At 70.2% G+C, this 16,788-nt stretch carries 31 protein-coding genes; 28 read left to right on the top strand and 3 right to left on the bottom strand.

Features of this window, described 5'->3' with window-relative positions:
- Positions 1-8: 8 nt before the first annotated feature.
- On the bottom strand, positions 9-1,271 hold the full coding sequence (locus ABZ671_RS01170) for an RNA-guided endonuclease TnpB family protein (protein WP_357850578.1): 1,263 nt from the start codon (positions 1,269-1,271) through the stop codon (positions 9-11).
- 103 nt (positions 1,272-1,374) lie between these two features.
- On the opposite strand from ABZ671_RS01170, the gene ABZ671_RS01165 reads away from it, so the two are divergent.
- From ABZ671_RS01165 to ABZ671_RS01030, 28 genes are all read left to right on the top strand, one after another.
- Positions 1,375-2,004 (top strand): hypothetical protein, encoded by a 630-nt coding sequence (locus tag ABZ671_RS01165; protein WP_357849306.1) that lies wholly within the window; start codon positions 1,375-1,377, stop codon positions 2,002-2,004.
- Positions 2,005-2,131: 127 nt separating this feature from the next.
- Positions 2,132-2,503 (top strand): hypothetical protein, encoded by a 372-nt coding sequence (locus ABZ671_RS01160; RefSeq protein ID WP_357849303.1) that lies wholly within the window; start codon positions 2,132-2,134, stop codon positions 2,501-2,503.
- Between the two features lie 59 nt (positions 2,504-2,562).
- Positions 2,563-2,925 carry a hypothetical protein gene (locus tag ABZ671_RS01155; protein ID WP_357849300.1) on the top strand — a complete coding sequence of 121 codons (363 nt, stop codon included), beginning with the start codon at positions 2,563-2,565 and terminating at the stop codon, positions 2,923-2,925.
- The gene (locus tag ABZ671_RS01150; RefSeq protein WP_357849297.1) at positions 2,925-3,164 is read left to right on the top strand and encodes a hypothetical protein; all 240 of its coding nucleotides are present in this window, start codon (positions 2,925-2,927) and stop codon (positions 3,162-3,164) included. Before ABZ671_RS01155 ends, ABZ671_RS01150 begins: the two co-directional genes overlap by 1 nt.
- A 22-nt stretch (positions 3,165-3,186) precedes the next feature.
- On the top strand, positions 3,187-3,783 hold the full coding sequence (locus ABZ671_RS01145) for a hypothetical protein (RefSeq protein WP_357849294.1): 597 nt from the start codon (positions 3,187-3,189) through the stop codon (positions 3,781-3,783).
- Between the two features lie 93 nt (positions 3,784-3,876).
- Positions 3,877-4,266: a hypothetical protein gene (locus ABZ671_RS01140; RefSeq protein WP_357849291.1), complete on the top strand. Its 390-nt coding sequence runs from the start codon at positions 3,877-3,879 to the stop codon at positions 4,264-4,266.
- A gap of 42 nt (positions 4,267-4,308) precedes the next feature.
- Positions 4,309-4,737, top strand: a complete 429-nt coding sequence (locus tag ABZ671_RS01135; protein WP_357849288.1) for a hypothetical protein — start codon at positions 4,309-4,311, stop codon at positions 4,735-4,737.
- 19 nt (positions 4,738-4,756) lie between these two features.
- Positions 4,757-5,371 (top strand): hypothetical protein, encoded by a 615-nt coding sequence (locus ABZ671_RS01130; protein ID WP_357849286.1) that lies wholly within the window; start codon positions 4,757-4,759, stop codon positions 5,369-5,371.
- 160 nt (positions 5,372-5,531) lie between these two features.
- The gene (locus tag ABZ671_RS01125) at positions 5,532-5,798 is read left to right on the top strand and encodes a hypothetical protein (RefSeq protein ID WP_357849282.1); all 267 of its coding nucleotides are present in this window, start codon (positions 5,532-5,534) and stop codon (positions 5,796-5,798) included.
- 6 nt (positions 5,799-5,804) lie between these two features.
- Positions 5,805-5,972: a hypothetical protein gene (locus tag ABZ671_RS01120; protein WP_357849279.1), complete on the top strand. Its 168-nt coding sequence runs from the start codon at positions 5,805-5,807 to the stop codon at positions 5,970-5,972.
- Positions 5,973-5,982: 10 nt separating this feature from the next.
- The gene (locus ABZ671_RS01115) at positions 5,983-6,393 is read left to right on the top strand and encodes a hypothetical protein (RefSeq protein ID WP_357849276.1); all 411 of its coding nucleotides are present in this window, start codon (positions 5,983-5,985) and stop codon (positions 6,391-6,393) included.
- 1 nt (position 6,394) lies between these two features.
- Positions 6,395-6,688 (top strand): hypothetical protein, encoded by a 294-nt coding sequence (locus ABZ671_RS01110; RefSeq protein WP_357849273.1) that lies wholly within the window; start codon positions 6,395-6,397, stop codon positions 6,686-6,688.
- A gap of 95 nt (positions 6,689-6,783) precedes the next feature.
- Positions 6,784-6,972, top strand: a complete 189-nt coding sequence (locus tag ABZ671_RS01105) for a hypothetical protein (protein ID WP_357849270.1) — start codon at positions 6,784-6,786, stop codon at positions 6,970-6,972.
- Positions 6,973-7,043: 71 nt separating this feature from the next.
- Positions 7,044-7,448 (top strand): hypothetical protein, encoded by a 405-nt coding sequence (locus ABZ671_RS01100; protein ID WP_357849267.1) that lies wholly within the window; start codon positions 7,044-7,046, stop codon positions 7,446-7,448.
- 5 nt (positions 7,449-7,453) lie between these two features.
- A complete protein-coding gene (locus tag ABZ671_RS01095) occupies positions 7,454-7,909 on the top strand; it encodes a hypothetical protein (protein WP_357849264.1) in 456 nt (151 codons plus the stop codon).
- A gap of 201 nt (positions 7,910-8,110) precedes the next feature.
- Positions 8,111-8,857 carry a hypothetical protein gene (locus ABZ671_RS01090; protein ID WP_357849261.1) on the top strand — a complete coding sequence of 249 codons (747 nt, stop codon included), beginning with the start codon at positions 8,111-8,113 and terminating at the stop codon, positions 8,855-8,857.
- Positions 8,858-8,984: 127 nt separating this feature from the next.
- Complete coding sequence (locus ABZ671_RS01085) at positions 8,985-9,179, top strand: hypothetical protein (protein WP_357849258.1); 195 nt, start codon at positions 8,985-8,987, stop codon at positions 9,177-9,179.
- A 1-nt stretch (position 9,180) separates the two neighbouring features.
- Complete coding sequence (locus ABZ671_RS01080) at positions 9,181-9,486, top strand: hypothetical protein (RefSeq protein ID WP_357849256.1); 306 nt, start codon at positions 9,181-9,183, stop codon at positions 9,484-9,486.
- Positions 9,483-10,031, top strand: a complete 549-nt coding sequence (locus tag ABZ671_RS01075) for a hypothetical protein (RefSeq protein WP_357849253.1) — start codon at positions 9,483-9,485, stop codon at positions 10,029-10,031. Before ABZ671_RS01080 ends, ABZ671_RS01075 begins: the two co-directional genes overlap by 4 nt.
- 19 nt (positions 10,032-10,050) lie before the next feature.
- Entirely contained in the window at positions 10,051-10,452 is a 402-nt protein-coding gene (locus ABZ671_RS01070; protein WP_357849249.1) for a hypothetical protein, read from the top strand.
- 38 nt (positions 10,453-10,490) lie between these two features.
- On the top strand, positions 10,491-11,201 hold the full coding sequence (locus ABZ671_RS01065) for a hypothetical protein (RefSeq protein ID WP_357849247.1): 711 nt from the start codon (positions 10,491-10,493) through the stop codon (positions 11,199-11,201).
- Entirely contained in the window at positions 11,198-11,809 is a 612-nt protein-coding gene (locus ABZ671_RS01060; protein WP_357849244.1) for a hypothetical protein, read from the top strand. Before ABZ671_RS01065 ends, ABZ671_RS01060 begins: the two co-directional genes overlap by 4 nt.
- The gene (locus ABZ671_RS01055) at positions 11,806-12,201 is read left to right on the top strand and encodes a hypothetical protein (protein WP_357849240.1); all 396 of its coding nucleotides are present in this window, start codon (positions 11,806-11,808) and stop codon (positions 12,199-12,201) included. Before ABZ671_RS01060 ends, ABZ671_RS01055 begins: the two co-directional genes overlap by 4 nt.
- Before the next feature lie 170 nt (positions 12,202-12,371).
- Positions 12,372-13,064: an NUDIX hydrolase gene (locus ABZ671_RS01050; protein ID WP_357850575.1), complete on the top strand. Its 693-nt coding sequence runs from the start codon at positions 12,372-12,374 to the stop codon at positions 13,062-13,064.
- Positions 13,061-13,783, top strand: a complete 723-nt coding sequence (locus ABZ671_RS01045) for a hypothetical protein (protein WP_357849237.1) — start codon at positions 13,061-13,063, stop codon at positions 13,781-13,783. The genes ABZ671_RS01050 and ABZ671_RS01045 overlap by 4 nt, the downstream gene beginning before the upstream one ends.
- A gap of 9 nt (positions 13,784-13,792) precedes the next feature.
- Complete coding sequence (locus ABZ671_RS01040) at positions 13,793-14,065, top strand: hypothetical protein (protein ID WP_357849234.1); 273 nt, start codon at positions 13,793-13,795, stop codon at positions 14,063-14,065.
- A complete protein-coding gene (locus ABZ671_RS01035; RefSeq protein WP_357849231.1) occupies positions 14,062-14,805 on the top strand; it encodes a hypothetical protein in 744 nt (247 codons plus the stop codon). The genes ABZ671_RS01040 and ABZ671_RS01035 overlap by 4 nt, the downstream gene beginning before the upstream one ends.
- The gene (locus ABZ671_RS01030) at positions 14,802-15,311 is read left to right on the top strand and encodes a hypothetical protein (RefSeq protein WP_357849228.1); all 510 of its coding nucleotides are present in this window, start codon (positions 14,802-14,804) and stop codon (positions 15,309-15,311) included. Before ABZ671_RS01035 ends, ABZ671_RS01030 begins: the two co-directional genes overlap by 4 nt.
- Before the next feature lie 60 nt (positions 15,312-15,371).
- On the opposite strand, the gene ABZ671_RS01025 is transcribed toward ABZ671_RS01030, so the two are convergent.
- Positions 15,372-16,148 carry a Helicase associated domain protein gene (locus ABZ671_RS01025; RefSeq protein ID WP_357849225.1) on the bottom strand — a complete coding sequence of 259 codons (777 nt, stop codon included), beginning with the start codon at positions 16,146-16,148 and terminating at the stop codon, positions 15,372-15,374.
- Complete coding sequence (locus ABZ671_RS01020) at positions 16,145-16,462, bottom strand: hypothetical protein (RefSeq protein ID WP_357849222.1); 318 nt, start codon at positions 16,460-16,462, stop codon at positions 16,145-16,147. The genes ABZ671_RS01025 and ABZ671_RS01020 overlap by 4 nt, the downstream gene beginning before the upstream one ends.
- Between the last annotated feature and the right edge of the window lie 326 nt (positions 16,463-16,788).

Raw genomic sequence — 16,788 nt, 5'->3', positions numbered from 1 at the left:
ATCGCCCCTTACTTAGAAGGGGATCCCCCGGTCACCCGAGAGAGTTCCTGGTTCACCGCAGACCGCACGGAAGGAGGTCCCCCGTGTCTTACGTCCGCTCCGCAGGCGTTTACCGTCTCCGCCAGCCCGGCGGCGACAACAAGATTCTTAGCGGCGTTGATGTCCCTGTCGTGCAGGGTGCCGCAGCCCGGACACGTCCAATGACGTGTGCTGAGCGAGAGTTTGGCGAGCAGATGCCCGCACGCCGAGCAGGTTTTACTCGACGGATACCAGCGGTCCACGACGGCGAGGTGCCGGCCGTCGCGGTGCGCCTTGTAGCTGAGCAAGGTGCGGAACTCGCCCCAACCCGTGCGGGAGATCGCTTTGGCCAGGGACCGGTTGCGGACCATGCCGGCCACGTTCAGGTCTTCGACCGCGATGGCGTCGAACTGGCGCACCAAGCCGGTGCTGGTCTTGTGGAGGAAGTCCCGGCGGGCGTCACGTACGCGGGAGTGGGCGCGGGCGACCTTCCGCTTGGCCTTGGCCCGGTTCGCGGAACCCCGCTGCTTGCGGGCCATCATCCGCTGGTACCGCTTCAGCCGCCGTTCCCGGCGCTCCATGTGTTTCGGGTGGGCGATCCGGCCCTCATCGTCGGTCAGACCGGGTACCGGCTGGGACAGGACCGCGAAATCCTTCAACCCCAGGTCGACGCCGACAACCTGCCCTGTGGGTTCGGGTGCGGCGGGTGCCTCGACGTCAACGGCGAAGGTGACGAACCAGCGGCCGTCCGGGTCACGCGACACGGTGACCGTCGTCGGGTCGACGGTGGTCACGTCCACGTCGGGCCACGACCACACGTACCGCAGCACGCCGGGGGTTTTGCCGAGCGTCAACGCCCCGTCACGCATACGGAACGCCGCCCGGGTGAAGGACGCCGACTGACGGCCGTGCCGAGACTTGAAGCGCGGATACCTGGCGCGTTTGGTGAAGAACGCCGTGAAGGCCGTGTGCTGGTGCCGCAGGGTTTGCTGCAACGGCACCGCACTGACCTCGTTGAGGAATGCCAGCTCGGGCAGCTTCTTCATAGCGGTGAGAGCCCGGTCCGTCTCCGCGTAGGAGGTCGACTTGCCCTCGGCGTGATAGCGGGCGTGCCGGGCAGCGAGGGTGCGGTTCCACACCACGCGCACGCACCCGAACGTGCGGTTCAACACCGCAGCTTGTTCGGGTGTCGGGTACGCCCGGCACCGGTACGCCGACCTCACACCGCAAATCTTACCAGAAAGGACGATCATGGCTGAAACACCCACGGGCACTATTCCTCGCCGCCCTGAACGGCAGAGCAATCCCGGCGGGGACGCCGTTAACGTGCCCACAACACACCCGGAGGCAACCGCAGTGAGCAGCACTACCGAGTATCGTGCGGGCGACACCGACGACTTCCCCGAGGGAGCCGAAATGCCCGACCGCCCGTTCCTCACCCGCTCCGACGTTGCCGCGATTGGCGCGAGGGTGCAGGGCGTCGAGTCGATGCGCCCGGAAACGATCTCGCAGCACCGTTTCGAGTCGCGGGAGGAGATCCCGCTGAAGTCGGGCGGGACCAGGCGGGGCAAGTACGCCGATGATCCGTTCCCGGAAGAGGACGGCTACGTGGGGAAAGCCCCGTGGTGGGACCTGGAGCGGGGGCAGCAGATCGAGGAGTGGTTCGAGCGGCATCCCCGCCGGCAGAAGGGCGATGGGATCGGCGGTCGTGGTGGGGTGCGCCGGGTGGACGTTCAGGCGCAGGCTGCGGGCGGGCCGGTGCGGCGGCGCGGCAACGTGGTGACGGTCGAGGTGCGGCCGGGCGAGCCGGCGGCGGAGTTCGACGCGCGGCTGCTGGCCCAGGCGGTGGAGCTGCGGCGGAAGCATCCGCGTGACATGCCGGCGGTGGTGAACGCGTTGGCGTTCGCTGGGGAGATCACGAAGGCGGAGGCCCGGGAGTATGGGCGGGCTGCGGGTGTGGTGATCGCGGCCGGGGTGACGCTGTAGCGCACTCCGGCCGGGGTGGTCGCCTGTTCGGGTGACACGCCGAGCAAATTTGGTAGATGTTGTGGTGGTGGGTGGCGTCCTACGGTAACTTAGTAGTTGTAGGAGCTACCGAGTTACGGAGGACGTCATGACCACCACCACCAAGACCCCCACCCCCTGGGCCGCCATCGCCACCACCACCCGCGCCGCCATCAAAACCGCCCGCACCAACGGCACCCTCACCCTCCCCGACAACGCCAAGGTCAGCGTCCGCGCCCACTCCTTCGCCGGTGGCTGGTCGGTCGACATCGCCGTGACCAACGTCGACCCCGCGTGGGTACTCGGCCCCGACGAGGAGCCCTACGGCCCGCAGAAGACCAAGCAGGCCAAGGCCCTCGCCGCCCAGCTCGCCGACCTGCTCAACGACGCCAACAACGGCAGCGGCTGGGGTGACGTGACCATCAACGGCACCCAGTTCGGCGGCGTGCACCCCCGCTCCTATCGGCCCGGCCAGGACTGACCCCACCCGGCCGCCACCCGGCCGGGTGGCGGCCCAACCCGACCACGGAGGAACCCACGATGACCGTCACCGCCGATTTCACCGCCATGCAGACCGCCGTCGGCTACAACCTCGTCGCCCTCCTTGTCGAGGCCGGCAGCACCACCAACGCGGCCCGCCAGATCACCGCTCACGCCATCCGCGCCTATCTCGGCTATGCCCCGATGCCCGCGCCCGTGGTCGCCGATGACCTGGCCGACGTCACCGGCGAGCAGCGGGGCATCGCCGTCGAGTTCGGCATGGGCCTGATCGCTGCCGCCCGCGCCGCCGGCCGCGCTTCCTGCCCCGATGCTGGCCCGGCCTTGGACCACGCCGCCGCCGCCCTGCGCCTCGCGCTCGCCCACCCCGCGCCGGCAGGACCACACCAGGCCACGGCCTCGTGATGGCCCGCCGGAACCTGCACGACATGCCCGGCCCGGCCCTACTCGCCGTCAAACGGGCGATCGTGGCCCGCTGGACCGGCAGCCGCAGCCTCGCCGAGGCGACCGCCGATGCTGGCGCAGCCGCCTACGCGCGGGCGAAGGTCCGCGGTTGCGGGGAGCTGGTCGCGGACCGTGCGCGGCGTCTGGTGGAGGACGTGGGCGCGGAGATGCGCTGCGAGATCGACGAGCTGACCCGATAGCCCTGTGAGGAGGTGGCCCCGAATGGTCATGCAGCCCACGATCACCGCCGGCCCGGACGCCCCAGAGTGGTGGGAGTGCCGGGGTACCGAGCTGGCCGCCGACATCGCGGCCCCGGGTGACCCGGCCGACCTGACCGACGTCGAGGTGGGCGGGATCGTGGACGCGGCGGTGTCGGAGCTGCGGACCTGGCACGACCTGGCCGAGACGATGCCGACCCGGGCGTGGGAGCCGCTGGCCACCCCGGATTCGTGGTCGGGGCACAAGCTGCACATCGGGTGCGCGGACTTCGCCGACGTGCGGGCCGTGGTGGCGAAGGTGTTGCCGGTGGTGATCTCCGCCGGGCTGGGGTGTAAGGCGGCCACGTCGTCGGTTGGGCTGCGGCGAGGCAAGGGCGTGGTCGTGTACCTGCCGCGCCGGGACAGGGTTGACCGTGACGCGTCGCTGGTGGTGCAGGCGTTGGCCGGCTACCAGCCGTCGGCGCCGGTGGACATCTTCGGGAGTGTGCGCCTGTCGGGGGCGGTGTGGTGGCGGTGGGAGTTCCGCGAGGACCCGGGTTGTGATGTGTGGTCGCGGGCTGAGTACCGGGACCTGTACGTGAAGGCTCCGGTGCCGGCCTGAGGACACACCTGGGGAATTTGGCGATGTCGTGGACGCGGGCCCAATCATGGCCTATCTTAATAGATGTCAGTGCTACCAACTTGGGGGTTCGAGATGACCACGAAGTACCAGACCCGGGCCGCCAAGTCGGCCGAGTGCGACGAGTGCGGCGAGTACCACCCCGCCGACGTCCCCTGCCGCACCCCGCAGGAGATCCTGGCCGAGTGCGCCCCCCCCCCCCCGGCCGACTACACCGCCCAGTTCCGGGCGGCACGGGCCGCATCGTTCGCCCGCCTGGACGCCACCCTTCGAGGCGTCCCGGCCGCCGGGCTCACCGTGGCGACGGCCGCCAAGCGCCGTTGCAAGTGCGGCAAGCTGATGAACCCCGAGGACGTCGGCGAGGTTCGGACCGGCCTCTTCGAGAGCGAGCGCGATGGCGTCTGCATCGCCTGTCACCCGATTGCCCCGTCCGCCGACACGATCGCCCGGCGCGCGACGCGCTAACCGCTGCCCTGCCTACCCGCTGACCCGGACAGGAGACCCGCCATGGCCGCCAGCCAGCCCGGACGTTTGATCCGCCTCCGCGACCGCGAGTGGACGTTGCAGCGTGTCGGCGGGTACATGCCGTGGCGGATCGTCCACCTGCCCACCCAGCTCGCTTTCGCCGAGGCATCCCAGGCTGAGGCCCGCCGCCGGATCGCCTCCGGCTGGTACGCCCGGCAGATCACCGACCGGATGCGCCCTACGCCGGCCGCCCGCCGGGACTGGTGGCAGGACCCCATCACCGGCGTGTGGCACCTGTGGACCGGCGCGGGGATCGGCGACTGGCGGTGCTGGGTGCACCAGCGGGTGTGCGACCCGCTCACCCCGATCACCGGCGACGACATCCTGCGCCTGGTCGCCCGAGACCAGTCGGTTGGTGACGATGTGTTCGTGATCATCCGGCAGGCCGTCGAGAACCGCCTCACCGACTGACATCCGAAGGAGAAGCGCCATGGACGGAAAGCTCGACCCGCGCGACGTGGCCGCGCTGCGCATGCTCGCCGGTGCGAACTTCCTCGGCGGCCAGGTCACCCTGCCGTCCGGGCGGGTGCTCGACCCCGAGGAGGTGCAGGCACTCACCTCCGCGTACGCGCCCGCCGTTGGCGAGGTGGAAGAGGTGGCCCGCGCGGTTGGCCTCACGGCCCGGGAAATCGCTGATACCGCAGCTGATATGGCGGGCCGGATGCCGCGCGAGGGGGAGTCGATGGAAACCCGCTACCTGGCCAGCGGCGGCGACCCGGGTAGCGACAGGACGCGGGCGATCCTGCGGGAAGCCGACCGTGGTCGGGCCCGACGCGCCCGGCGGGCTGGCTCGGTGCCGCAGGTAGCAGCACGGTCGGCCGAACCCAAGAACCGCATCGACAACGACATCAAGCAGGGCGCGTTCGTCATCACCGGCCTGTACGCGCTCGCGTTCATTGCCGGTGTCGTCCTGTTCGCCGTGACCGGGGAGACCGGGCTGATGGTCGGGGCCGTGGCGTTGTTCGGTCTCACCGTCCTACTCGTCGCGACGATGGGCGGACTGTGGTGGCTCGCCCGGCGGCTGTTTCCCGACGGGAAGGTCTGACTCATTGACCGGCCCGTACTCGCCGTTGCCACCGCCCCGCCCCGGCCACGCATAGGTTCCTGGACTGGGGTCGGGTAAGGAATTTGGTAGATGTCGTGGACGTGGGGCCGGCCATGGGCTAGATTGGTAGATGTAAGCGCTATCGAGTTAAGGGGCACCCGTGAACACCACCGCCATCCAGGTCAACATCCGCACCAACGACCGGAAGTGGGCCGCCGGCCGCACCATCGCCGCCGACGAGGGTGACTGTCTGGTGGTCACGGTGACCGCGACGAACCCGGAATACGTCGTGTTCGCCGGCCGGGACATGGTCTGCTACGACCTCGGTGCTCGGCTGCCGCGTGACTACGCGAACCGGTGGGTGTTGACGCCCGTCTCCTCGATCGTCGCCGCGCCCGCCCGCATCCTGCACACCGAGGGGAACTGAACCGTCATGGCCACCACCACCAACACCATCCCGAACATGGGTCCGAACCCGGCGTACGTGCGCGCCGACCAGGAACGCCGCCGCTCCAACGCCGCCGGCCGCCGCGACAGCCGGCCCCGCCGGCAGCGCACCCGCGCTACCGTCCGCACCGCCGCCATCCGCGACCACCAGTAAGGGGCCAGCCATGACCGCCGACGACTTCGACCGCGAGCCCGTCCCCGGTGACGTCTCCGTCCAGCTCTCCTACCCCTACAACAGCCACACCGGCCGCCGGGGACACCTCACCGTCACCGACCGCATGTCCGGGCTGACGCTCGTCGAGGTTGACCTGACCGCCGGGCAGGTCATGGACCTCATGGCTCACACGTCGGTCCGCGTGTCCGGGGCGACCCTGCCGGCCCGGCCCGACCTGATCGGCAAGCGGATGGAGACCGACAGCACGACGGTCGGCCACAACGACGAGCGTGACCCGGAGCAGGTCCGCGTCGGCTATCTCGTCGCCGGTTGGGACACCGCCCAGGTACGCCGCACCAACTCCGGCCACCAGGTCACCGCCCGCCGCTGGGTCGACCCGGCCGCCGGGGATGGGGAGTGACATGGCGCCGCTCAAGATGACCGCCACCCGTCTTGCCGTCATGCGCGCGATCGCTGCCGGGGAGGTGAAGCGGCACCGGGGCTGGGGGAAGGGCGAGAGAACGCGGGATGTGCACCGGAGGGCAGGCGGGTCGGACAAGACCGTCACCCGCACCTGCAACGACCTTGCCACCGCAGAGCCTCGGCTTGCGCGCACCGGTCGGGCCACCGGGCGGTCGATCTATTCGCCGCAGGTGTGGGAGTTGACCGAGGCGGGTCGGATGGTGCTCGCCGAGCACGACGTGGTGGCGGGCTGAAAATCGGGGCGGGGGAATTTGGTAGATGTCGTGGACGTGGGGGGACTCTTGGCCTACATTGGTAGTTGTAAGCGCTACCGAGTTAAGGGGTTCCGATGACCACCACCACCACCTTCCAGACCGGCCAGACCGTCACCATCACCCGCGGCTTCGCCGCCAACATGACCGGCACAATCGACGTCATCGACAACGGCCCCACCCTCGGCACCCGCTACCTGATCACCCTGCCCTGCTACGGGGCGCGCTGGTTCACCAAGGCGTTCATCGCCACCACAGGGGCCTGACCCGGCCCCGCCCCGGCCGCACGGCCGGGGCACCATGCCCGACCCGAACCAGAGACTCGGAGATGAGCACCATGACCAGCAATGATCTCAACTGGGCCACCCCCGGCACCCGCGTCGCCGTCCTGCACACCGACGCCGGCCGGGGCACTGGCGTCGAGCTGCGCACCGTCAAACACGCCACCGCCACGCAGGTCGTCCTCGACAACGACACCCGCTGGCGGGTGCGGGACGGCAAGCAGCTCGGCAAGACCAGCGACACCTGGTCGACCGTCGGCGCCCGCGTGCGGCGGGTGGACGACCCGGAGGTGGTCGCCACCCGGGCCGGTATCCGCCTGCGGAACCTGGGCCGCACCATCGGCACCACTCTGACCGGCAAGCGCACGCAGGTCACGGACGTGGACGCCGCGCTGGCCCTGCTCGCCGAGGTGGAACAGGCCATCGCCGCCACCCGCAAGAGGATCGAGGCCCTGCGGTGAACGCCGTGACCGTCCACCTCACCGACCGGCAGACCGGACTGCTCGCCCTGGCCGCCGACAACCGTGGGCTCATCCACGTCACCGAGAGCATGTCCCCGGCCGACCGGAAAGCCGCCGATGCCCTGGTCCGGTGCGGGCTCCTGTCGCCCGGTGCCTACTCCGCCCGGCACCTCACCGACCACGGCCGGCGCACCCTCGCCAACCTGACCGTCGGCCGTGCCGCCGCGATCCTCGCCCGCCACCTCGACGGCACCCGCCGCCAGGATCACGCCTACGGGGCGGCCGACGACCTGCACCGGGCCGGCTACCTCACCGGCGGCACCCGTGCCGGTGCTGGCCTGCTCGACGAAGCAGCCGCCGTGCTCGCCTGCCGGTACGACCCGCCCACGGCCGAGCGGATGGCCCGTGACCTTTCCGACGCCGGCCTACTCGCCGGCCAAAAACTCCCGGAGGAGGAGTGACCATGCGCTATACGGAAGAGACCATCACCGGCACGACCAGCGAGCCCCCGAGCGGCGATTGCCCAGACTGCAACGGGGACGGCGAATCCTCCCCCGGATGGGAATGCTCCACATGCGGAGGCGAAGGCAGCCCCACGTACTGCGGCGACTGCGGGCGCATCCTCAACGACTGCACCTGCAACGACGGCGAGGAGGCCGACCGTGGCTGACCAAACCGACGCCGACGGTGCGGGCCACCCGGACCCTGCTGTCGAAGCGCTCGCCGGCAACGGCTGGCTTGACGGCACCGGTCTCACCGTCGACAACCTGGCCCACATGACCGAGATCATCCGTGCCGCCGACCTGGCCAACGGGAACACGCCACCGCTGCGTGCGCTCGCCGAATGGCTGGTGATGTTGGACGAGCCGGCCGGGCCGGGTGCTCTCCTCCGCCGCACCGTGACCTTGAACCAGATCATCGTCCGGGCCCGTGCCGCCCTGAGCGTGTTTACCGTGCCTGACAACCGCATGTCCCCGGTCGACCTGTCGCTGCTGATCGGCCGGCACACTCCGGTTGAGCCTGGCCCGTGCCGGGTGTGCGGGGCAGAGATGACCGTCGGCGGCATGGGCGGTGGGAGTGGCACCGCATACCGGTGCAGCGTCGCGAGCGCCGACTACTACACCGCGGCGGACCGGGTAGCGGTCGAGGACCACTACCGGCGGTCGCAGCAGCGGATCACCTACCACGGCGACCCCGAGACCGTGGCCGCGCTGCATGAGCTGCGGGCGTTGCGCGTCGCGGCCGGGGAGGACATGGCGGTGCCGGTCGGCGCGTACGCCTGCCCGGACGGGCACGGCCAGCACCGCTGCAACTTCCGGCTGCGGCATGAGGGCGGGGACCGGTGGGTCCGCGACCGCGACTCGGATTACACGCATGACCCGGCGCACGCCGAGCTGAACCCCGGCTGAGGGCGGGGCGCCGGGGTGGCTGGGTGAAGTTTCGGGCTGGCCGGTCGTGTGTGTTTCGTGGACGTGGGGGCATCCATGCCGTATGTTGGTAGATGTAAAAGCTATCGAATTTAGGAGGTCGCGGGTCATGGCACCTGAAACCGCGAAGGAGTTCCCACCCGGCACGGAGATCCAGACGTTCTGGACCACCATCACCAAAGCCCGCGCCGACTACTGGGTGAACCAGGCGGACGACACGTTCACCGACGCCGAAATCGATGACGTGCTCACCCGAGGCGGCACCATGACCCGCGTCCCCACCAGAACTGCGAAGGAACAGTGACATGAAACTGGAAATCCACTACGCCGACGACTGGGCCGCGCTCTACATCGACGGCCAGCTCGACAGCGACAGCGTCGGCGACAGCCACATCGCCGAGGCACGGGCATTCAAACTGCTCGGGGCGAAGCAGGTCTACAGCAACGCGTTCATGCGCGGGCAGAGCTTCCGGGCTGGTGTCGCCCCGACCCTGGCCGACGTTGAGGCGTACAAGCAGGAGATGGACGCCCGCCAGGCGGAGGCCGCCGAGAAGCGCGCCGAGGCTGCCCGGCTACTCGCCGAGGCCGAGGCGTTGGAGGGCGGGAAGTGACCGTCACCGTCGACACCCACGCCACCTGGGAACTGGTCACCCGGTTCCGCGCCAACCCCGACCAGTTCAGGACCGGAGACGTACGGCAGCTCGCCAACCTGGTCGAGAGCGCGGCCGGCATCATCGGCAAGGCCCGCGACGCCCTGCGCCGGGCCGGCTGCCCAGTCGAGGACACCGACGACCTCGCAGGCCTGATCGATCAGTACGACGCCGACGTCCGCAACGCCGTCCAGCGAGAAGCCGAGTACGCCGCCCGGCTCCGCACCGGCCGCACCGACAAACCGACCGAGGTCACCGAAGAATGGTCGGCCGCCGTCATCAGGAACGGCACGACCCGGTATCAGTCGGCGGGCGACGCCGAACACGCGGCCATCATCGCCGACAGCATCGCCACCCACGTCGCTTCGATGAACGAGCCGACCCGCGAGGCGTACGGCGTCACCGGCACCGCAGTCATGCACCGCACCACCGTCCGCTACGAGGACGACTACCAGCTGACCAGCCCGTGGCGGAAGATCCGCGACGGCCAACCGTTGAAGGGCTGACCCGATGTGCCGTAAACCGTTGAACGGTGCCGAGCAGGCCGCCCTCGACGCGTGGGAACGAGGCTCCGCCGACACGATGGGGATGCTGTACGCCGTCCGCGCCGCCCTCGCCCACCAGGACAAGACGGAAGACGCCCGGCTCGCCCTCGCGGAGAAGCAGCTCGCCGACGCGGCAGAAACCATCGCCGGCATCCTGGAAAACGGCCCGTGGGCACTCATCCCCGACCCGCAGCTCCGGCAGTTCGTCGCCGAATACGTCGCGGTTGCCTGCCACTCGATCGCCGCCGCCGCAGGCCTCGACACGGCAATGGAGCAGGCACACGACGCCACGCCCGTCCGGCTGGCCACCGCACTGCCCGGCCAACAGCTCGCGGAAGACACGCGTGCAGGCTGCCGCCCGCGCCCTGCTGACTGGCAATGAGGGCAACCCCTACCGCTTCAACTCGAAGGAGCTGTGACATGAGCCCGACCGATCGGATCCTCCGCGAGCGGCACCTGCACGCCATGGTCGCCCTCGACACCATCGACCCGATTGCCGAACGCGTGCGTAACCTGCTCTCCCACGGCCGGCGCATCACCCTCACCGACCGGCTCACGTACGTCGACAGCCCACCGAAGGTGGCGGCAGGTCTCACCGTCCACCGGATCGACCCGTGGTCCAGCGACCGCGGGAAGGGACTCGTGGTGCGGCTCAAGCCGGGCAACATGCTCCTGACCGGGTTCGGGTTCGCCGCCCACGCGGGGGAGAACGACACCGAACGCGACGAGCGGAGGAGGTTCCACGCCGGCAAGAGCATCGCCGACCGCTGGGATGAGCGGCGCCGGGACATGACCGCGGTGACCATCACCGGTGGTCTGCCCGGCGACGGTCCGGCCCGCGACGACCAGCTCGTCATCCGGGCATGGAACCGAGACGGCGTGTGCACCGAAAACGTGATCGCCTTCGACTACGGCCCGGACCAGCAGCAGATCCGCGAAGATGCCGCCAAGGCACTGTGGGTCCGTGACGGCCGCGACCCGGCAGCGTGGGACAAGCTGGCCGATTCCGCATGGGTGCTCACCGACGGCGGCCGAGGACAAGAGTGGGCGGCGGACCGGAATCGATACCTGGACGCCGTAGATCAGGTGCTCGCCATCGCCTACGGCGACCGTGAGAAGGCCGACCGATGACCGACCCCACCACTCACACGCTCGCCCTGGTCGATGACGACCTGGCGTTCACCATCGACGTCCCGATGATCGTCACCTTCCACATCGCCCCGGACGCAGACCTCACCAGCGCGATCAACACCATCCGCGACATCGGCGGCACCGCCCTGGACGTCGACCTCGGCGACGAGGTCACCCTCCACCAGGCCGACGTCATGTCGCAGCGGCGTCCACGCATGACCCTGATCGCCGGGCCGTGCACAGACCTTCACCTCCGGCTGGACGGCTTCCAGGAACCGGCGGTGTGCCGGGGCTGCCGGGAGGTGTACGACCAGACCGCCGACGGCTCGGAGCAGGGCCGCTGCGGAAACTGCGCCGACCAGGCAGAGAACCGCCGCCGTACCAGTAGTGAGCACACCGAAGGGGACGGCTGCGCCATCTACGACGGCGGCCACATGGTCACCGTCGCCGGGGCACCTGTGCCTGTCTCCGCCCTCACCCCGGGCGTCCTGTTCGCCGAGGACGGGGAACTACGGCAGGTCGACGCCACCACCGCCGTGCCGACCGGCAGTACCACCATCTACCACCTCGAACTGTCGAGCATCGCGGATGAGGAGCCGTCGTCATGACGAATGAAGGACAACGGTGGGACGTTCAGGGCTTCTACGAGGGGGAGAGCAGTGCGGGCTGGTCGACCGGGCTCACGGGCGATGAGTCGGTCATCGACTACCTGCGGTCCCAGCTCGCCGAGTCCGACGCGGCGGTGTTCCTGATCCGCCGGGGCGCACAGGTCGACGTGTATGACGCGCCGGAGGTGGAGCCGTTCCGGCTGCTGGACATGCGGACCGCCCGGGACCGGCTCGCCCGGCACCTGCACCTCGCCGGCACCGAGCTGGCGCAGCGGGCCGGCCGCGCCGACGCGTGGGACAACCGGCCCGAGCACGTCGACAAGCAGCCGGCGTACCAGCAGGCCGACGACATCCTGGCCGCACTGCTCGGCGAGGAGGGGGTCGACCGGTGAGTGACTTCGCCGCCCACCTCGACGACCAGTACGCCGCCGATCTGGCCTGGCAGCGGGAACCCGTCCGCCTCGCCGAGCAGCGCGGCCACACCGTCGTCGAGGACACCACCGGCAATGAGCGGTACACCTGCACCGCTTGCGGCCGGGCCGTCCTGCGCTGCGGCAACACCATCTACGGCTCGGCGGTCACCGAAGACTGCCCGGCCCGGGAATACACCCACCCGGATGTGCTCGGCCGGGGCGTCGCCGAGGGCTGGGCTGACGCGACAACCGACCCCACCCTCATCGACTGGACGCAACGGCAGGCCCACGCGCTCATCCCCTTCCGCGTGGTCGACGGCCGCCCGGTCAACCCGAACGCCCCGACCGGCGTCCGGTACGGCCGGAACGAGCTGGGCCACTGGGGTGAGGCCGCCTGCGCCGACGCCCTCGTCACCCTCACCGACCCCGACGGGCGCCGCTGGCTGCTCATGGTGGAACGCTCGGACGGGCACGGCTGGGCGCTGCCCGGCGGCCACGTCGACCCGGGCGAGGACCCGTTCGACGCGGCCCGCCGGGAACTGGCCGAGGAAACCGGCCTCACCGTGGGCGGCTCGTGGTCCACCTACCCGGCCCGGTATGTGCCCGACCCGCGCGCCTCCGACGAGGCGTGGATGGTGACCGTCCTGTCCAGCACCCACCTCGGCGGATACCCGACCGGCCAGTTCCCGGCCGTGGCTGGTGCCGATGACGCCCGCCGCGCCGCCTGGGTCTACGCCGACACCTACGACGGGCTGGTCCGCTACCTGGCGGACAGTTTCGGCGGCCGGGTGTTCGCCGCCCACCGGGACATGCTCGGCGACACCCTCGGCGACGCATCATGAGCTACGACCAGCACCTAGACATCGCCAGCGGCCCGGAAACCCGCGCCGTCCTCGACGCCTGGCAGCACACCACCGTCCTGATGGCCCGCCACGGGCTCCGGGCCGGGCACATTGAGGTCACCGGCACCAGCGGCGGCAAGGTGTACGACTTCGGAGCCGACGGCTACGACATCACCGACCCGCTCGGCCCGTTCGTGTTGCACGCGGCCACCATCAGCGTGGTCCTCGCCTACTCGCCGGTCGAGTTCCTGCGCTGGTGCGAAGCCCTCACCGTGGCCCGGGTGCGGGTGGAGAAGAGCGGCAGCCGCACCGATCTCACCGCGACGGCATCCCGCGACGGCTACCACTGGCGGCTGTTCGCCACCGCCCCCCGGCCTAAGACCGGCCGGCACCGGTACCCGCCGGCCGGGGTGGCGTGGGACCCCGCCCCCGGCGGCAGTCCGTCGGCGAACGGCTGGACCACCGTCCCCGATCTGCGGAACGCGCTCGCGCAGATCGGCTGCCGGCACGTCGGCCCGGACGGGGTAGAAGCCGCGGTGACCCCGCACGGGCCGACAAACCCGAGGGTCGTCGCCTGGGTCTTTCCCCGGGCCGGTCGCGGCTGCACCGGCTGCGGCGCGGGTAAGGGGGTGGGCCGGCTGGCCGTGTTCAGCAACAGTGCCGCCCTGTGCAGCAGGTGCGCGACGACAGGAACACCCCAACCCGACCACATCGATTGAGGAGGCATCATGACCGACCAGCCCGAGCAGACCAACCAGACCAACGAGCCCGGCCAGGACGGCGAGTTCCCCTACGTGTACTTCGTGGCCTACGCCCAGGGCGGCAGGTTCGGACCCGTCGGATTCGGTAACCACGCGGTCGGCACCCGTACCCGGGTGACCACGTTCGAGGCCGCCCAGCAGTTCGGAGTCACCATCGCCGAAGCGATGGACTACCCGGCTGGCACCGTGGTCGTCATCAACTACCAACTGCTGTCTGAGCCGGCGGAGGACGAGGTATGACCGAGCTGATCTGGGCCAACAGCGCCCCCGGTGTGTGGCGGAGCCTGTGCGGCCGGTACGTCATCCTGTCCGTGGACCTGCCCGAACGTCCGGTCCGCACCGTCTACCAGGCCCGCCGCATCGACCCGGCGATGGCCGCCGCCGACCGAACCGGAACCTACGTCGGGTTCCTGCTGAAAGAGTCCCCGTGGCAGTGGAACGCCGACAACAGCGTCCACTCCGCCGAGGCCGTGTGTAACCGGGACCTGTGGCGGTCGACGCACTCGCTGAACGTGCCCGACGACCACCCGGCCGCCGCACTGTCCGGTTTCTGGTGGCCGGTCGGCGGCGGCGGGCGGGGCGCTCTCGCGGTGGTGTGGGAAGACGGCCGGCTCATCGCACAGGTCATCGGCATGAGTCGCGCCAACGATGACGGCGTCGAGGTGGGCGAGTACACCCGTATCGATCTGACCGCGCTCGGCGTGACCGCCGACCCGGCCGTCCTGCCCACCGTGACCGACCACGCCCCGCAGTGCGGCGGCTGCAACGTCAAGGCCGGCGCCGCGCACGCGGAGCATTGCGGGCAGGCCCGCTGTCTGGCTACCGGCGGCCAACGGCTGATGTGCACCTACTTCGGCGGGTCGCCGGTCGCGGGTGCGGAGGCGGTGTTGACGAACAGCCAGGCCGAGTTCGAAACGTACTTCAAGACGCCGACCGGCCACGACTGCGGGCAGGACATCTACCAGGGGGAGCCGTCGTGAACGGCATGACCATCACCCCGGCGGACACCACCACGGCGACGGTTGGTTTCGGCATCGTCGTGACCACCCCGGACGGGCAGCGCGTCTACGAGCCCTGCCGGGACCTGCTCGCCGCGATCTACGACGCCGACCGGATCAACCGCGCATTCCCGGGCACCGCCGCCGTGGTGTACCGGAACGAGGAGTACGGGCCGTGGGGCGAGACCGGGAACGTTTTCGGCACCCGCTACGAGTGGGAGGACGGGCGGTTCGAGTACGAGCCGGCCGAGAGCCGGGCGGAAGCCGACCTTCGTACGCGGGGCCGGCTGTACGGCAACCAACCTGGTGCCACGGCGGCGCGGACCGTGTCCCGCCACGTCATGTTCGGGGAGTGGCAGCCGTTCACCACCGCCGTGCCCGACCTGCCGGCCTGGCTGGACACCCCCGCACCACAGCCGACCGGGTTCCTCGCCGCCGGCATGGAGCCGCCGCGCCGCTGGACGTGGCGAGACTTCTTCCACCGCTGACCGCAGAGACGACGATGCTGGCCACCCCGAGCGGGTGGCCGGCATTCTGCTGCCCGGGGGTCAGGTCCGATCCGCACCCGCCAACGCCCGCCGCAGCGCGGCACCATACGCGTCCTTAGTCATCCCGAGCATGGCGGCCAGCTCCCGCAAACTCGCCGCCGGATGCTCCACCCGCACCCGTAGCACCTGCTCGTCCTCGGCACGGCAGGTCGAGGCAGCCAGGGCGGCACGCGCCTGCTCGGCCGTCCGGCCGGCGGCGGCCTGTGTCCGGGCCGCGTTCCGGCTGGTAATCCCCACCGTGTTGCGGCGGTGAGCCTGCCGAGCCGGCGACGGTAGGCGGGGCAGCATGTCCTGCTGCCAGCCGGCGAGCCGATCACGGTTACGGTGCTGCTCTTTCAACCACCGCCGGTCGGCGTGCGACAAGATCCCCCCGGCCAGGGAATGCGACACCAGCGCAACGCGGTCCCGCCACGAATCCTCCTCGGACGCCGGCGGCGGGGGAAGCAGCTGGACCGCCCCGGCCGGCAGCTCACTCACCCGCTCGCGTTGGATGTTCATCCACTGCCGGGCTGCGTGCACCTCGCGGACGGTGTGCCCGTCGAGGTCACCGAGGACAGCTGTGTGCCGGCGGTAGTCGCTCATCCACCGCGCGGTCGGCAGACGCTCCCAGGTTTCGACGGCGGTCGCGAGCGCTGCCTGCTGCTCGTCGTCCAGGTCCCGCCGCTGCTGCTGCCGGGCCAGCCAGCCAGCGAGCGGGTGCCTGACCGGCAGCCGACAGCCGCGACGGGCGGCGTAGTCCTGCAATGCTGCGAGACCGACGTCCCAGTCTGAGGTCATGACTGTGTGTCGGGGATGCCCTCGGGGTAGTCCGCTGAGCGGATCTTCCGAGACTCGGCGAGCACGACGGCGATGTCCTCGGGGTGGGCGATCCGCTCCCCGGACGGGTCGTACATGTAGCGGATCTGCACCCGCTTCTTCCCGAACCTGGCCCCGCTGGTGAGCCACCGGTCGACGCTCGACCGGGCTGGCGGCTTCCCGTTCGGGTTGGCGAACAGCACCATCAGCTCGCCGATCTTCAACCATTCGCCTTGGTGCAGGCGGCGTTCGATCTCGGCCTGTTGCTGCTCATCGACCCGATCGTCCGAGCCCACACGCCACCCCCTCGTCTCCGTTGGTCGTGATCTTACGGCCGGGGGTAGGGCGAGGAATGCAGGCGCGGTCATGGACGTCAGGGCAACTCACCTCCTTACGGTATACCGACCAACCCTAACATCCCGACACGCCCGCTTGTACCGACTAGCCCGACTGTCCAAAACCCTGCTACGGTGGAGTGCGAGAAGGAGGAACGCCGGTCAACCTCTCGGCCCCGTAGGCCGGGCGTGCTCGGTTCGTCGTGGCGGTTGACCAGCCCCAGAAACCTCTGAAGGGAGGGATCTACGTTGCGCACAGGTCAGAAGACCCACTCCGGGGTGCTTCC

Origin of the sequence: Micromonospora sp. NPDC006766 (genome assembly GCF_040636055.1) — a bacterium.
Classification (GTDB): Bacteria; Actinomycetota; Actinomycetes; order Mycobacteriales; family Micromonosporaceae; genus Micromonospora.
This window is presented reverse-complemented; position numbering and strand designations above follow the sequence as displayed.